The sequence below is a fragment of the Clostridium sulfidigenes genome (assembly GCF_052067195.1).
In the GTDB taxonomy this organism is placed as follows: domain Bacteria; phylum Bacillota; class Clostridia; order Clostridiales; family Clostridiaceae; genus Clostridium_J; species Clostridium_J sulfidigenes.
Map to the genome: position 1 here is coordinate 39390 of NZ_JBQHQR010000013.1, position 15388 is coordinate 54777.

Genomic DNA, 15388 nt, shown 5'->3' on the forward strand with positions numbered 1-15388 from the left:
TTTTATCCAATCGACCTCATCTATACCTAATATTTATCCGTTCTTTGTATACCTGTATACATATTTACTTTTCATAATAGTGTATAATTTTAAAAAATTATATAAATTCATGGGAGGAAGGATAATAATGATCAAATTAATCGGTATTATAATTGTTATCATTGGTTTTACGTTAAAACTCGATACTATTGCTGTAGTTCTTTCTGCGGGGGTTTTAACAGGGCTCGTTGCTGGTCTGAGTATTAACGAAATATTGACTACTCTAGGACAAACTTTTGTATCTCAAAGAGCCATAACATTATTCATATTAACATTACCTGTAATTGGTATGTGTGAAAGATATGGACTTAAAGAAAGAGCTGCAACTCTTATAAGTAATGCTAAATCTCTTTCTGCTGGAAAGCTATTAAGTGTCTATGCCCTAGTTAGACAAGTGGCAGCTGCCCTTTCTATTAGAATGAGTGGACATCCTCAATTTGTTAGACCTCTTGTTAACCCTATGGCACAAGGTGCTGCCGTTAGTAACTTTGGAGAAATTGATAAGGAAGATGAGGATAAAATTAAGGCTTCTTCTGCTGCTATGGACAACTATGGTAACTTCTTTGGACAAAACTTATTTATGGCTAGCTCAGGAGTACTTCTAATAACCAGTACACTTCAGGAACAAGGATATGTAGTAGATGCTCTCGATGTAGCTAAAGCTTCTATCCCAATAGCTGTAATACTATTTATAATGGTATTAGTACAAAATCATTTATTAGATAAATCATTAATTAAAAAATATTCTAAAAAAGATAATTAAAGGAGGAATCGATTATGGATATGGCAGCACTATCAAATTTTTTATTGGAAATCTTTTATGCCTTAGTGGGCTTCCTAATGATTTCCCTATCAGTTTATACATTTACAAATAAAGATCATAAAGCTAGAATTGGTACTTCAATATTTTGGTCAATTCTAGGTATTATATTCATAGCTGGACCTTATATCCCAGCTAATATAGTTGGGATTTTAATAATAGCCTTAGGTTGCTTGACCGTTTCTAAGCAAGTTAAAATGCTACCTACCAAACCCCTTGATGGAGAGTTTGCTAAAACTCAATCTGGAAAACTTAAAAATAAAGTTTTCTTACCACCTCTAGTAATCGCAATTGTAGCTCTAGGAATAGCACAATTTACTTCTATTAGCGGAACAGCTGCTATTGGTATAGCTGCTGTGATAGCAACTATTGCAACCTTAATTATCACAAAAGCTAATCCAAAGTTCATTTTAGAGGATGGAGCTAGAATGATTGACTCTGTTGGACCTGTAAGTATCTTACCTCAACTTCTTACTGCATTAGGCTCACTATTTACAGCTGCTGGAGTTGGTACTGTTATTGCTAATGGTATATCAAGCTTCATACCTGAAGGAAATCTTTTAATTGGAGTAGCTGCTTACTGCATTGGTATGGCTATCTTTACAATGATTATGGGAAATGCCTTTGCTGCATTTGCAGTTATCACTGCTGGTATTGGAATTCCATTTGTATTTGCACAGGGGGCTAATCCAGTAGTTGCTGGTGCCTTGGCTCTTACTGCTGGATATTGTGGAACACTAATGTCACCAATGGGAGCTAATTTTAATATTATGCCTGCAGCTCTTCTAGAAATAGACGACAAAAATGCAATTATTAAACGTCAATTTCCTGTGGCTATGACATTACTACTAGCGCACATAGTTTTAATGTATTTCTTAGCATTTTAAAAGTTTATATAAGATATAACTAAAGGAGGTGAATTTTAATGAAGCTAATGCTTCATTAAATATATATATGAAAGTTTTAATAAGTGGTTTTGATCCCTTTGGAGGAGAACCTGTAAATCCAGCTCTTGAAGCAGTAAAATTACTTCCTAATAATATTGCTGGCGTAGAAGTTATAAAGGTAGAAATTCCTACTGTCTTTAATAAAGCAATAGAGGCCCTTGAAACCTCTATCAAAAATCATAACCCAGATGCAGTTATTTGCATCGGACAAGCAGGTGGTAGATTTGCAGTTATGCCGGAGAGAGTTGCTATTAATATAGATGATGCTAGAATTAAAGATAACGAAGGAAATCAACCAATAGATATAAAAATTAAAGAAGATGGAGAAAATGCTTATTTCTCTAACTTACCTATAAAAGCAATGGTTAAAAACATGGTAGATAATGGCTATCCTTCTGCAATTTCTAATACTGCTGGAACATTTGTTTGTAACCATATAATGTATGGATTACTTTATCTTATCGATAAAAAGTACTCTCATATGAAAGGTGGGTTTATTCACGTTCCATATATACCAAATCAAGTGGTTACAAAGCCAAATACACCTTATATGAATCTTCAAGATATTTCAAAATGTCTTGAGCTTTGTATAGAAGCCCTAGTTAATAATGGAGATGAAGACATTAAAACTATAGGAGGTACAATCTGCTAATGACATACCCAACAGAAGAAAAAAAAGTATTTGTATATGGAAGCTTAAGAGAAGGTTTCTTTAACTATGATAAATACTTAAAAAATAAAGTATCTCCAGCTTCTCTAGGAGAAGTAAGGGGAAAGCTTTTCCATCTTCCTCACAAGGGATACCCTGCTTTACTAGATGGAGAAGATACTGTTATTGGAGAAATTATGGCACTAAAAGATTTTTATGAAGATATAGTTTCCTTAGATCAAATGGAAGGATTCAGATCCTTTGAAGATATATCAATCAATGAATATATAAGAACTACTATAAATGTCAAAAATCTTGAAACAAAGGCTATTGAAAATTGTTATATATATAAATACGTAGATGGCAATGATAAAAACTTTAATTCCCATGCAATCTATATTCATCATGGAGACTGGAAAAAGTATATGAATAGCCTATAATAATACAAGTAGAAAAATCTATCATTTATTTGATAGATTTTTTATTGCAATAAACTAAAATTATATTTAAATTTATTGACATCTCTATTTCTATTGCATAATATATAAAATAATAATTATTTTCTTAAGGTGAATTTATGTCTTATAATCTAAACCCCGAAGAATTAGTTGTAGCAGCTGCTGTTCTCTCTCTATATATAGCTAAAAATAGAACTTCTGATGAAATTAATCTATTAGGAAATCTTTTTCAAGCTATAGGTACAAACCTATCAACTATTGCTACTGTTACTCCACAAAATGAATCTACTATTAATAACAAAAATAATACTAATGAATAAAATTTAATTTAAAAATAATTCCTATAATATGAGGAATTATATTATACTATAGACGTTTTTTAAGATTTAACATAAACATTACCTATTACTCTATTAAATTGAAAAGGATGATTTAATATATGTATGAAGAATACTTTAAACATATTCCACAAGAAAAAATGAGAACCTTTTTTCTTGAAGAACTTGCTCCTTTAGGAATTATAAAACATTATAAAAAAAATGAGCATATAGATTACTTTCCTGGTGGTAAACTCTCAATAGTTACTGAAGGAAAAGTGAAGGTTTGTATCTATACTAAAAATGGTCTTGAAAAAATTTTATTTTTTTTAATACCAGGAGAAATATATGGGGAAGAAAGTTTATTTCAGCACTCTCATATAGGCATTACTCCAGTTACATTAGAAGATACTTCAATCTCATTTATTGATAATGAAACTTTATATAATTATTTAAATGATAACCCTAAAAATTATGAGTATTTTCTTCAAAGTATATTAAGAAAATATCAAATTTCTTTATTTCAGATGGGAGACCTTTTAAAGAGATCACCAAGAGCTCAAATTTGCTCTGCTCTTTGTAGAATTGTTGCTCAAACTATAAATAATTATTCTGAAACTAATGATCCAATTGAATTAAGTCTCCCGCTTACCCATGAAGGATTAGGAAATTTAATCGGTTGCTCTAGAGTTACCGTTACTAGAGTTCTTAACGAGTTAAAATCCCAAGGAATATTAGCAAGCACATCTAAAAAAATAGTTATTCTAGATTTTGAAAGATTAAAAAAATATTGTGATTAATAACAAGTAAATTAAATATAACATATAATTACTTTTTGTGTTTATATTACTTAAAATCTCTAAGTAATTTTTATATATCATATAATTTTATATTATTTTTCATCTAATTTTATGTTATTATATTATTGTAACCATAAGGTTAAAAATGCATTGGTTACTCAGTTATAAGTTTAAATTCAAATTATAATTAAACTATTCTAAGAAAAGTAGGTTGTTTAGTATGGATAATAACTCAAAAGAACTTTTTAAACTTATTGATGATGGAAAAACTATTGTACATAGCGATCCTAGAAAAGCTTATGAAATAACAAAAGAAGCATATAAATTAGCTGAATCGTTTAATAATAAATCTGCAATGGGCTATTGCTTTATTAATTTTGCCTTAATTTACAGATCACTATCAAACTTTGCCAATTGGGTAGAATATGGTCATCATGCTCTAGATATATTTATGGAATTAAATGAAGAGGAAGGCATTGTTGTAGCTTTAAATCTTTTAAGTTGCGCATATTTTCACGTCGGACTTTATGAGGATTCTTTAATAAATTGTCTTAGAGTTCTAGATTTGTGTATTGATGATAAACATAGTTTTATTCACACCTGTTCCCTTAATAATATGGCAGAGATTCACAGGATAACTACCCAATATAATAAAGCCTTGAAATATTATGAGAAAGCTTTAGCTAAAGCTAAAAAGTTTAATTATACTTCACTCTCTGCATCTATTTTATTTAATATAGGACAAGTTCTTCTAGAGAAGAATAATTACCATAAAGCTTTAAAAATATTTTTTGAAAGCTATGATATAGCAATTAAATTTAATAACTTTATACTTCTAGGTGAAATAGAAAATAATATTGGTTTCATTCACTTTAAAAATAAAGAGTTTGATAAAGCCATGGGATACTATAATAAATCCTTAGAACACTTAGAAACCATTAGCAACAAATTCTATATCATAGATTTATACTTTAACATTGGTTTTTTAAAGCTTTCTACTTCTTCTGATGATGCTATAGAATATTTAAATAAAGCTATACATTGTGCTGAGGAACTTAATTCCAAACATAAGCTTAGCAAAATACATTTGCAGCTTTCTAAATACTACGAATCATTAGGAGATTTTAAAACAGCCTTAGAATATTACAGGCAGTACCACCTTTCAGAAGAAGAAGTTTCTTCATCTACCATGAAATCTAAACTAGAAATTATAAGAATTCAATGTAATCATGCTATAGAAGCTGAAGAATTAGAACAAATTAAAATAATAAATCAAAAACTAGAAATGGAAATAGAATCCCAAAATAAAAGGCTACAATATATGAAAAATGAGAATAAGAATTTACGGTTTAAAGCATTGAAAGATTCTCTTACTAAAATTTCAAATAGACATGCCATTGACCAAATGTTTAGTAGACTATGGAAATATTCTAAACTCAATAAAAATAATATGGTTTTATTTATGATAGATGTGGATAACTTTAAATTATATAATGATTATTGGGGTCATATGCATGGTGATAAATGTCTTGCTAGTATTGCTCAATGTTTAAAAGACATTTCTACCTCCCGTCACGATTTTTGTGGTAGATACGGTGGAGAAGAATTTATATATCTTGCTGAGGATTTAACCTATGATGAAGCTATTTACCTAGGTAATCTAATAAGTTGTAAAGTTAAGGACTTAAAAATAAAATCTACTCATGATAATGAGAGTTCTGTAATTACTGTTAGTATTGGTGGGGTCTATGGAAACCTTTCCTCTCTTAGATCAACTGACTATATGATTGAAATTGCAGACAAACAATTATATATCTCTAAAGAATCTGGAAGAGATAAAGTTACGTTAATAAATACCTTAGAAGATGAATTAATGCTAAATTCAATAAATTCAGTGAACTTAGTAACTGCAGATATATATTAATAATTTAAACTTTAAAACAGTTATTCCTTTATTATTAATTATATTATTCAAGTTATTAAACATAAAAGTATATAAAGAAGGACACTCTTAAAATTACTAAGCTTAAACTACCAATAAAAGCTTAATTTTTAATAGTGTCCTTTTATTAATTATTAATCATCTTCTCTTAAAAGGTTAATATCTTTTCCACTAAGAATCTTGTTCATATTTCTCATAGAACACATTTTACCACACATAGTGCAACTATCTTCATGATGAGGTGTAGATTCTTTTCTATATTTTCTTGGCTTTTCTTCATCTAAAGCTAAGGTAAACATCTTCTCCCAATCAAGTTCCTGTCTTGCCTTACTCATTTCATTATCCCACTGCGATGCACCTTTAATTCCTTTAGCAATATCCGCTGCATGAGCTGCAATTTTTACTGCTACTATACCTTCCTTCATATCATCTAGGTTTGGAAGTCTTAAATGTTCTGCTGGAGTTACATAACATAAAAAGTCTGCTCCATAACTTGCTGCAATAGCTCCACCAATGGCAGAAGTTATATGATCATAACCTGGAGCTACATCCGTAACTAAAGGTCCTAAAACATAAAATGGTGCTCCGTGACAAAGTCTTTTTTGAAGTAACATATTAGCTTCTATTTCATTTATAGCCATGTGCCCTGGACCTTCAATTATAACTTGTACATTTCTCTCCCAAGCTCTTTTTGTAAGCTCACCTAATACCATAAGCTCCTTAATTTGTGAAGCATCTGTGGCATCAGCTATCGAACCTGGTCTACATGCGTCTCCTAAACTTAAAGTTAAATCATATTTTTCACATATATCTAATAATCTATCAAAATACTCATAGAATGGATTTTCTCTCTGATTTAATTCCATCCAAGCAAACAAAAGAGATCCTCCCCTTGAAACTATATTAGTAATCCTCTTATTTCTTTTAAAAGTATTTATAGTTTCCCTGTTTAGTCCTGCATGGATAGTTACAAAATCTACTCCATCCTGTGCATGCTTTTCTACTACTTTAAAGAATTCATCTACAGAGATATCCTTTAGTTCCTTATCATAAAAGCCAACTACATCATACATTGGTACTGTTCCAATCATCGCTGTAGACATTTCTACTAACTTTTCTCTAAACTTCGCAGTTTTTCCATAATTAGAAAGGTCCATAATAGCCTCTGCTTTCATATCTAAAGCAACTTTTACCTTTTCCATTTCTTTATCTATGTCATCACAATCTTTGGATATACCTAAATTTACATTTATTTTAGTTTTAAGACCTTGTCCTACTCCCTGTGGTACAAGAGATTTATGATTTTTATTAGCAGGTATAGCTACCTTCCCTTCCGCTACTAAAGCCCTTAACTCTTGAATATCCATATTCTCTGACTTAGCTACAATCTCCATCTCTCTTGTTACAATGCCCTTCCTAGCGGCATCCATTTGTGTTGTAAAATTCATACTTTCTTCCTCCCTAAGTACAATAATTATTTAATTTAATAATTTAGCGCCTTTCTTTAGGAGAAAATAATTGCTTACATATTTTTTTACAAACCTTTATTAATTCTTATCTAAAAAAATAAAGGCTTACACAAGGTAAGCCTTTAGATGAATTCATAAAATAAATATTTATAAACATTTTTATAAATAAGCTATTATTAAAATCTTTTAAAGCTTTCCTTCGATGGCATTATCCACATCAGGTTCAAGGGTTAAAGCAATTATTGCTTCTCTCAGCATTAGGCACCCCTAGCTAAATAATTATTAAATTAACTTCATTATAACATAAAAACTATAATTTTCAAATTCACTTTTAATTTATTATTATCCACATTTTTAATGGAAAATTTTTAATAACATATTTTTTCTTTCTAAGGATAAACTAAAGTCGAGTTTTCTTAAACCTTTTATTTTTCAATAGCTTATCCTTATTCTTGTTATTCTCATCAAATATACTCATACTTAAGAATTTAAGTAAATACTTTAAAAGGACGGTGTATTACAATGAAAAAATCTTTAATTATACTAACATTAGTTGGTGCCATCATGACTTCTTCTACTGTAGCCTTTGGATATGATAATATATCAATGGATTCTAATAGTGAAAAAATGACTACTATAGAGACTCCATCAGAAAAATCTAAGGATGAAAAACCCACTGAGGAAAAGAAACCAACTATGATTGAGGAAGAAGAAAAGACAAAAAAACCTGATGAAAAGAAGCAAACTATAAGTGAGTCTAAGCCTGAGAATGAAAAAGCTCCTAAAGAAGATGAAAAGAAACCAACTCTAAACGAAACTGATGAGAAAAAACAAAATACAAAGACTCCTGGAAAACATATGAGAAAACCAGAGTGTGATAATAAGTGTAACCCTGAAAATAACAAGGAAAACGAAAAGAAGGCTCAATAATTAAGTATAAATTTAAACTTAATTTAAATATAGGCTATGTTTTAACAACAGTTTAAAACATAGCCTAATATTTTATTTTATGCTGCTTTCTTTGTTTCTATATCTCTTTGAATTTTGCTAAAAAATTTATAAGTAGTTGAAGATAACATCATTCCAAAGGCAATAGCTCCACCTACTATAATAGTTTTCATTGCACTGCTATAAGCAAGGTCATAATTTTGAGCTACTATATATAATACTGTGTTATAGGCCATAACTCCTGGTACTAACGGGAATATTCCTGGTATTGAAAACTGCATACTTGGAGCCTTTAACCTTCTTGCCATTACTTCACTATAAACTCCTACTACAAATGCCCCCATGAAAGTAGCAATAATTACACTTCCTCCATAGTTGAACACTATTAAATAGCTTATCCATGCAAGAGTTCCTGAAATCCCAGCCCAAACTAATTTTTTTCTATCTATATTAAATAATATGGCCGGAAATACACTTCCAAAAAACGCTAAAACAATTTGTCTAATCATAACATAGCCTCTACTTTCACTTAAATATATTATATCTAAAAGATTCCTAGAAAATTTCTAAAGGCTAATGCAGTACCAATTCCTGAACCAATTGCTGTAATTATTAAAACTGCCTCACCTACCTTTGAAATTCCTGATGTAAAATCACCATAAATTATATCTTTTATTCCATTAGTAAGGGCTACACCAGGTAATAGTACCATAATAGACCCTAGTATAATCTTGTCCTTGTTCACTATAGTTATAATATTTTCAAATAAAATACTTATACTAGCTATAAGAAATCCTGAGAAAAAGAAGATAAAAAATTGGAAAAATCCTACGTTGGATACCTTATCTACCATATAATATATTATCATACCAATAATCGCAGATATAAAGGCTGCAAAAATTGTTCCGTTGAAAAATAATGAATAAATAAAACAAGTCATTCCACCAGCTAACACTCTAATAGGTAATTTAAAAGTAGGCGTTTTTCTTATATCTTCTAGTCTTTCCATTGCTTCCTCATAGGAAATCTTCTCTGACTCGATGCTTCGAGAAAAACTATTTACTAGCTCTATGCTATATAAATCAACACTCTTGCTTCTAACCTTTTTTAGTGATGTAACCTTTTCTTGATCCTCATCTAAAATAGATATAAAAATTCCTTTTCCTGTAGTTATGCATTCACTTTTATAATTATATGCTTTACATATCCTTTCAATAGTTTCCTCTACTCTATAGGATTCTGATCCATTACTAATAAGTAGTTCGCCTGCTGAAAGAGCTATATCTAAAACCTGTTTTGCTTTCATGATAAATCTCCTTCTAATATTCCATATATTTAATAAACATGAATTTTATTCAGTTTACTATAATTATTTTTTAGCATATTTAATATTACACATTTATTAATGGTAATTATATCATCTTTTTCATATTTGTCTATTAATTATTTATATATTAAATGAACTTATATTTATTATATATTTAACTAATTACTTTATTATTATTTCCTAAATACTAGGTTATACTTATCTCTAAAATAAAAAGAACTAACTCAAATTAATTTACTTAATTTAAGCTAGTTCTTAAAAACTATGTCAATAAACTTCAGATGGAAAAAACTCTATCCTAGTCAAAAAACTCTATTTACTTTTTATTTAGTTATTAAACTACATCTTCTTTAATGTCTTCAAATTGACTATTATATAAGTTTGCATAGAAGCCATTAGCTGCAAGTAACTCATTATGATTTCCTTGTTCTACTATATCTCCATCTTTCATTACAAGGATTAAATCTGCATCCCTTATAGTAGATAATCTATGAGCAATTACAAAACTAGTTCTACCCTTCATCAAATTATCCATTGCCTTTTGTATTAAAACCTCAGTACGAGTATCTACAGAACTAGTGGCTTCATCTAAAATTAGAATCTTAGGATCCGCAAGAATTGCACGAGCTATAGTAAGTAATTGCTTTTGACCTGCAGACACGTTATTAGCTTCTTCATTTAAAATCATATCATATCCATCAGGTAAAGTTTTTACAAAGTGATCCACATTAGCAGCCTTAGCTGCAGCAATAACTTCTTCATCATTGGCATTTAATCTACCATATCTGATATTTTCCTTAATAGAGCCATTAAATAACCAAGTATCTTGAAGTACCATACCAAATATACTACGTAAATCTTGACGGTTGAAATCTTGAATATTATGACCATCTATTAAGATAGCTCCACTATTCACATCGTAAAATCTCATAAGCAATTTAACCATGGTAGTTTTTCCTGCTCCAGTAGGTCCAACTATAGCAACCTTCTGTCCTGGTTTTACATGTGCTGAAAAATCATTGATAATAATCTTATCTTCTTTATACCCAAAGTGAACATTTTCAAAGTTTACTTCACCTTGAATTTCTTCTCCCTCATCTTCTGACAATAACAGATTTTTTATTTTAACAGGGTTTTCTGCAAATTGCACTTCCTCTTCTTCTGCTAAGAATTCAAAAACTCTTTCTGCAGCCGCTGCTGTAGATTGCATTAGATTTGCTATCTGAGCTGACTGAGCTATTGGTTGATTAAAAGATCTTACATATTGAATGAAGGATTGAATATCTCCAACTTCAATAGTTTTCTTAATAGCCAGCCATCCACCTAAAATAGATACTACTACATAGCCTATGTTTCCTACAAAGGTCATAATAGGCATCATCATTCCAGATAAAAATTGAGACTTCCAAGCCGAGTCGTATAATTTATCATTTAACTTATTAAATTCTCTAATTGCCTCTTCTTCTCCATTAAAGGCCTTAACTATATTATGCCCTCCATAAACCTCTTCTACTTGCCCATTAACATTTCCTAAATATTTCTGTTGATTTCTAAAGTGTTTTTGAGATTTCTTAACTACTACCGATATTAAAAACATAGATATTGGCAATATAAGGAGAGTTGCACCTGTCATGATACCGCTTATTGAAATCATCATTATTAGTACTCCAATTAATGTAGTAATTGAAGTTATAACTTGAGTCATACTTTGGTTTAAGTTTTGACTTACGGTATCTACATCATTTGTTACCCTAGATAAAACTTCACCATGAGTCTTATTATCAAAATATTTAAGAGGCATTCTATTAATTTTTTCAGAAATCTCTTTTCTAAGATTATATGAAACCTTTTGAGTAACTCCCGACATTATAAAACCTTGTACAAAAGAGAATAATGTACTAATTATATATAAAATCAAAAGTATTAATAAAATTCTTCCTATATATTCAAAGTCTATGCCTACTCCTGAACCTGTTATCTTACCTACAAGTCCCTTAAAAATGTTAGTGGTAGCTTTACCTAAAACCTTAGGTCCAATAATAGAAAAAGCAGCACTTCCAACGGCAAATATTATAACAATTATTATGGATGCAGTAAAAGGTTTAAGATAACTAATAAGCTTTTTCATGGTGCCCTTAAAGTTTTTAGCTTTTTCTCCAGGACCTCCCATTGGTCCACGTCCCATAGGTCCTCCACCACCCATAGGTCCTTTTTTCATATTTTGCTCCTTACTCATTAGCTAACTCCTCCTTTGAAAGTTGAGATAGTGCTATTTGTTTATACACATCACAAGTTTTCATTAACTCATTGTGAGTTCCAATACCTGCAATTCTACCTTCCTCTAAAACTATTATCTGCTCTGCATGTAGAATCGTACTTATTCTTTGAGCTACAATTAGAACTGTACTATTTAATGTTTCTTTTTTAAGGGCTTTTCGTAATGCCGCATCAGTCTTAAAATCTAAAGCTGAGAAACTATCATCAAAAATATATACCTCTGGTTTTTTAGCAATAGCTCTTGCAATAGAAAGTCTTTGTTTTTGGCCCCCTGAAACATTAGTACCCCCTTGAGATATTTCAGTATTATAACTCTCCTTAGTACCTTTAATAAAGTCAGTGGCTTGTGCAATCTCTGCAGCCTTTATCATATCTTCGTCTGTAATACTTTTACCTGAATATTTTAAGTTACTTTCAATGGTACCAGAGAATAACACTCCTTTTTGAGGTACATAACCTATCTTTTCTCTTAAATCATGTTGACTTACTTTTCTAATGTCAATTCCATCTAAAAGTATTTCTCCCTCAGTCACATCATAAAATCTCGGTACAAGATTAATAAGGGTAGACTTACCGCTTCCTGTACTACCAATAAATGCGGTAGTCTCTCCCGGCATAGCAGTAAAAGTTATATTACTTAGAACATTTTCTTCAGCGTTTGGATACTTAAAGGAAACATTATTAAATTTAAGAAATCCCTTTTTATCTTCTTCAAGTTTTATTGGAGCTACAGGATCCTTAACTACATATTCAGTGGATAATACTTCATCTATACGCCCAGCTGAAACTGTAGCACGAGGTAACATCACTGAAACCATAGATATCATTAAGAATGCCATTATAATTTGCATTGTATATTGAATAAATGCCATCATATCTCCAACTTGCATGGTTCCTGCATCAATGCTATGTGATCCATTCCATACTATTAAAATAGTAATTCCATTCATAATCAACATCATAGTTGGCATCATTAAAGCCATAGTTCTATTGACAAATAAATTATTCTTAGTTAAATCATTATTTGCTTTATCGAATCTTTTTTCTTCATGTCTTTCTGTACTAAAGGCACGAATTACCATCATACCAGTCAAAATTTCTCTAGTTACAAGGTTAATCCTATCAACTAGTTTCTGAACCCTCTTGAATCTTGGCATAACTACTGTAAATAAAACAATTACTACTGCTGAAATAGCAACTACTGCAACAACAATAATCCAAGCCATTGAAGTTTCTGTGTTTAAAACCTTTATTACTCCACCAATTCCTAAGATTGGTGCATAGAATACTACTCTTAGAAGCATTACCATAAGCATTTGAATTTGCTGAATATCGTTGGTACTACGAGTTATAAGTGACGCAGTAGAAAACTTATCTAACTCTGCATTAGAAAAACCTATAACTTTAGAAAATACTTTACTTCTAAGGTTTTTACCAAGGTTTGCCGCCACTCTAGCCCCAATAAATCCAACAGTTACTGTAGCAGCCATACTTAGTAGGGCTATAAGTATCATTAATCCTCCGGTATAAAGAAGATAGTTAGTTTGCATTTTGTCTATATTCAAACCAATATTATTATACTCATTTTTTACATAACTAATAGCTGCTTGGTCTATCATAGTATTAGGTAAGTTCTCAAAATTTTTATCTATATCTTTCATCATAGTATCTCGCTGTTCCTGCGGTAACTGTGACATCACTTCCAATATATCTGCATTTTCATCTATACCCATATTAGGAGGAAACTTAGCTATGATTGCTGCTTTCATGGCCTTACTTTCTTCACTGTCACTTTCAAAGCCTTGCACTACTAACATTGGCCTTGCAAATATTCCATTTAACTTTTCAATGGTTTCTTTATCCTTTTTCTTAGTTGTAAGCTTATATACACCTTCATTTTCTAAAGAAGGATACTTCTTCACATATTTATTGTATTCTTCATCACTAAGAGAATCTTTATCTAACAAAGTATAATTACTCTTAATTTCTATTTTATCGTCTTCACTAATAAACAGTTCTAACTTTTCTAATTGACTCTTTCTAATTACTTCTGGTGTAACTTTTTCTACTCCCCCTTGCTGAATTCCAACATTTACTATATTAGAAGTATAGTCAGGTAAAGAAAGGTCACAGACTGCTTGAACAATTAGTAATCCAATTATGATGATAATTGGCACCACTGAGTTCTTTAAATATTTAATTAACTTGAACATATTCCTCCACTCCCTCTTACAAAATGAATTACTAAGAAATAAACTAAAAACAAAATACTTTATTACCTATGCCCTATGAACATAGATAACAATAGTATTTACAATTTATCAGTTTATTTGCAATTTAAAAAAAATTTATTTATAATAATCTTATAAAATACTTATTAATTTATATAAATTATGATATTATATTATTTATAAGTATATAACAGTTATAAACATATATTAATTATAGTTTTATAACTATTATAAGTCAATAACTATTTTATTGTGGATTTTTTAATTTTTAATTAACGATTTTAATATAGAAATTCAATACTGCAGCCAAAGGAGAATTATTATGGATGAAAAAAATTTAACTAAACTATCTGAGGACTTTTTCCTTCTTATGATGCTACTTCATAAAAAGATTATAAAATTAGAAGACTTTATGAAAAATACAGTTGTGCCACCATCTCATGTAAAAGTGGTTTTTTACCTAGCTCAAAATGGACCTTCATCGGTGTCTAGTATAGCCAGAGACCTTTGTATATCTAAACCCAATATGACCCCAATAATAGATAAACTCCTTGAGTGTGGTTATGTTAATAGATATGAAGATCCAAAGGATAGAAGAGTTATTAGAATTGAAATAACAGAAAAAGCCAATGAAGTCTTTAAAATCAAAAAGGATTTAATGAAAAGCTTTCTTAAGGAAAAGTTATCTGTGCTACCAGATGAAGATTTAATTTCTCTTAGTGGTGCAATATCCGAATTTAAAAGAGTTATGTCTAAAATAAATTAAAATAAAAGGTATAAAGCTATCATAAAACTAGCTTTATACCTTTTATTCTTTATACCTTATTAATACTATAAAATTTTTTACTTTAATATTATTATAAATTGTCTATTCTCTTCTCAAATATTCCTCTCTCAAAGATTATGTCATTAAGAGACAATAAAACTCCAATTAATATACCATACCAAATGTAATGTAGTTCAAAACTATCCTTAATTGCCAAAGCAATAAAAACAGCAATACCATACCCTATAGCACTCCATACTTTCTTCTTCTTAGATTTTGATACAAACTTCTGCATCGGTTTAAAAAGTCCAATAATGCTATCATTAAGTCCTTTAAACAATATTGAACATATAAACTCAGCCACTATAACCCCTATAACAATATATAAAAAATCCATA

The 15388-nt window shown here is 30.0% G+C and carries 15 protein-coding genes and 1 riboswitch; of the genes, 9 read left to right on the forward strand and 6 right to left on the reverse strand.

Annotation, left to right across the window (positions count from 1 at the left end; translation table 11 throughout):
* Nucleotides 1–130: 130 nt before the first annotated feature.
* The 7 genes from ACTNBA_RS14260 (at nt 131) to ACTNBA_RS14290 (ending at nt 5954) form a co-directional block, all read left to right on the forward strand.
* Complete coding sequence (locus ACTNBA_RS14260; RefSeq protein ID WP_035131935.1) at nt 131–802, forward strand: DUF969 domain-containing protein; 672 nt, start codon at nt 131–133, stop codon at nt 800–802.
* 14 nt (nt 803–816) lie between these two features.
* Nucleotides 817–1746 (forward strand): DUF979 domain-containing protein, encoded by a 930-nt coding sequence (locus ACTNBA_RS14265; protein ID WP_441074878.1) that lies wholly within the window; start codon nt 817–819, stop codon nt 1744–1746.
* A gap of 67 nt (nt 1747–1813) precedes the next feature.
* Complete coding sequence (gene pcp / locus ACTNBA_RS14270) at nt 1814–2458, forward strand: pyroglutamyl-peptidase I (RefSeq protein ID WP_441074879.1); 645 nt, start codon at nt 1814–1816, stop codon at nt 2456–2458.
* A complete protein-coding gene (locus ACTNBA_RS14275) occupies nt 2458–2895 on the forward strand; it encodes a gamma-glutamylcyclotransferase family protein (RefSeq protein WP_441074881.1) in 438 nt (145 codons plus the stop codon). The genes pcp and ACTNBA_RS14275 overlap by 1 nt, the downstream gene beginning before the upstream one ends.
* A gap of 137 nt (nt 2896–3032) precedes the next feature.
* Nucleotides 3033–3233, forward strand: a complete 201-nt coding sequence (locus ACTNBA_RS14280) for a hypothetical protein (protein ID WP_346878292.1) — start codon at nt 3033–3035, stop codon at nt 3231–3233.
* A 119-nt stretch (nt 3234–3352) separates the two neighbouring features.
* Entirely contained in the window at nt 3353–4030 is a 678-nt protein-coding gene (locus ACTNBA_RS14285; protein ID WP_441074882.1) for a Crp/Fnr family transcriptional regulator, read from the forward strand.
* A gap of 220 nt (nt 4031–4250) precedes the next feature.
* Entirely contained in the window at nt 4251–5954 is a 1704-nt protein-coding gene (locus ACTNBA_RS14290; protein ID WP_441074883.1) for a tetratricopeptide repeat-containing diguanylate cyclase, read from the forward strand.
* A 152-nt stretch (nt 5955–6106) separates the two neighbouring features.
* Here ACTNBA_RS14290 and thiC read toward each other — a convergent pair whose 3' ends face one another.
* Nucleotides 6107–7420, reverse strand: coding sequence for a phosphomethylpyrimidine synthase ThiC (gene thiC, locus ACTNBA_RS14295; protein WP_346849112.1), 1314 nt, complete (start codon nt 7418–7420; stop codon nt 6107–6109).
* 198 nt (nt 7421–7618) lie between these two features.
* Nucleotides 7619–7720: riboswitch (TPP riboswitch) on the reverse strand.
* Between the two features lie 243 nt (nt 7721–7963).
* On the opposite strand from thiC, the gene ACTNBA_RS14300 reads away from it, so the two are divergent.
* The gene (locus tag ACTNBA_RS14300; RefSeq protein ID WP_441074884.1) at nt 7964–8371 is read left to right on the forward strand and encodes a hypothetical protein; all 408 of its coding nucleotides are present in this window, start codon (nt 7964–7966) and stop codon (nt 8369–8371) included.
* Between the two features lie 77 nt (nt 8372–8448).
* Here ACTNBA_RS14300 and ACTNBA_RS14305 read toward each other — a convergent pair whose 3' ends face one another.
* From ACTNBA_RS14305 to ACTNBA_RS14320, 4 genes are all read right to left on the reverse strand, one after another.
* Complete coding sequence (locus ACTNBA_RS14305; RefSeq protein WP_441074985.1) at nt 8449–8928, reverse strand: threonine/serine exporter family protein; 480 nt, start codon at nt 8926–8928, stop codon at nt 8449–8451.
* Between the two features lie 5 nt (nt 8929–8933).
* Nucleotides 8934–9695 carry a threonine/serine exporter family protein gene (locus ACTNBA_RS14310; RefSeq protein ID WP_035135828.1) on the reverse strand — a complete coding sequence of 254 codons (762 nt, stop codon included), beginning with the start codon at nt 9693–9695 and terminating at the stop codon, nt 8934–8936.
* 355 nt (nt 9696–10050) lie between these two features.
* The gene (locus tag ACTNBA_RS14315) at nt 10051–11952 is read right to left on the reverse strand and encodes an ABC transporter ATP-binding protein (protein WP_441074885.1); all 1902 of its coding nucleotides are present in this window, start codon (nt 11950–11952) and stop codon (nt 10051–10053) included.
* Nucleotides 11945–14206 (reverse strand): ABC transporter ATP-binding protein, encoded by a 2262-nt coding sequence (locus tag ACTNBA_RS14320; RefSeq protein WP_441074887.1) that lies wholly within the window; start codon nt 14204–14206, stop codon nt 11945–11947. The genes ACTNBA_RS14315 and ACTNBA_RS14320 overlap by 8 nt, the downstream gene beginning before the upstream one ends.
* A 340-nt stretch (nt 14207–14546) precedes the next feature.
* Between ACTNBA_RS14320 and ACTNBA_RS14325 the strand changes: the two genes are divergently transcribed.
* Nucleotides 14547–14990, forward strand: a complete 444-nt coding sequence (locus tag ACTNBA_RS14325; protein ID WP_150845781.1) for a MarR family transcriptional regulator — start codon at nt 14547–14549, stop codon at nt 14988–14990.
* 91 nt (nt 14991–15081) lie between these two features.
* Here the strand turns inward: ACTNBA_RS14325 and ACTNBA_RS14330 are convergent, their stop codons facing one another.
* Nucleotides 15082–15387, reverse strand: coding sequence for a hypothetical protein (locus ACTNBA_RS14330; RefSeq protein WP_441074888.1), 306 nt, complete (start codon nt 15385–15387; stop codon nt 15082–15084).
* Nucleotide 15388 lies beyond the last annotated feature (1 nt).

Bases quoted from the DNA above. Each gene is read 5' to 3' on its own strand.
- ACTNBA_RS14320 (WP_441074887.1), bottom strand. From the start codon at position 14,206: ATGTTCAAGTTAATTAAATATTTAAAGAACTCAGTGGTGCCAATTATC.
- ACTNBA_RS14330 (WP_441074888.1), bottom strand. From the start codon at position 15,387: ATGGATTTTTTATATATTGTTATAGGGGTTATAGTGGCTGAGTTTATA.
- ACTNBA_RS14265 (WP_441074878.1), top strand. From the start codon at position 817: ATGGATATGGCAGCACTATCAAATTTTTTATTGGAAATCTTTTATGCC.
- ACTNBA_RS14285 (WP_441074882.1), top strand. From the start codon at position 3,353: ATGTATGAAGAATACTTTAAACATATTCCACAAGAAAAAATGAGAACC.
- thiC (WP_346849112.1), bottom strand. From the start codon at position 7,420: ATGAATTTTACAACACAAATGGATGCCGCTAGGAAGGGCATTGTAACA.
- ACTNBA_RS14290 (WP_441074883.1), top strand. From the start codon at position 4,251: ATGGATAATAACTCAAAAGAACTTTTTAAACTTATTGATGATGGAAAA.
- ACTNBA_RS14300 (WP_441074884.1), top strand. From the start codon at position 7,964: ATGAAAAAATCTTTAATTATACTAACATTAGTTGGTGCCATCATGACT.
- ACTNBA_RS14310 (WP_035135828.1), bottom strand. From the start codon at position 9,695: ATGAAAGCAAAACAGGTTTTAGATATAGCTCTTTCAGCAGGCGAACTA.
- pcp (WP_441074879.1), top strand. From the start codon at position 1,814: ATGAAAGTTTTAATAAGTGGTTTTGATCCCTTTGGAGGAGAACCTGTA.
- ACTNBA_RS14325 (WP_150845781.1), top strand. From the start codon at position 14,547: ATGGATGAAAAAAATTTAACTAAACTATCTGAGGACTTTTTCCTTCTT.
- ACTNBA_RS14280 (WP_346878292.1), top strand. From the start codon at position 3,033: ATGTCTTATAATCTAAACCCCGAAGAATTAGTTGTAGCAGCTGCTGTT.
- ACTNBA_RS14275 (WP_441074881.1), top strand. From the start codon at position 2,458: ATGACATACCCAACAGAAGAAAAAAAAGTATTTGTATATGGAAGCTTA.
- ACTNBA_RS14315 (WP_441074885.1), bottom strand. From the start codon at position 11,952: ATGAGTAAGGAGCAAAATATGAAAAAAGGACCTATGGGTGGTGGAGGA.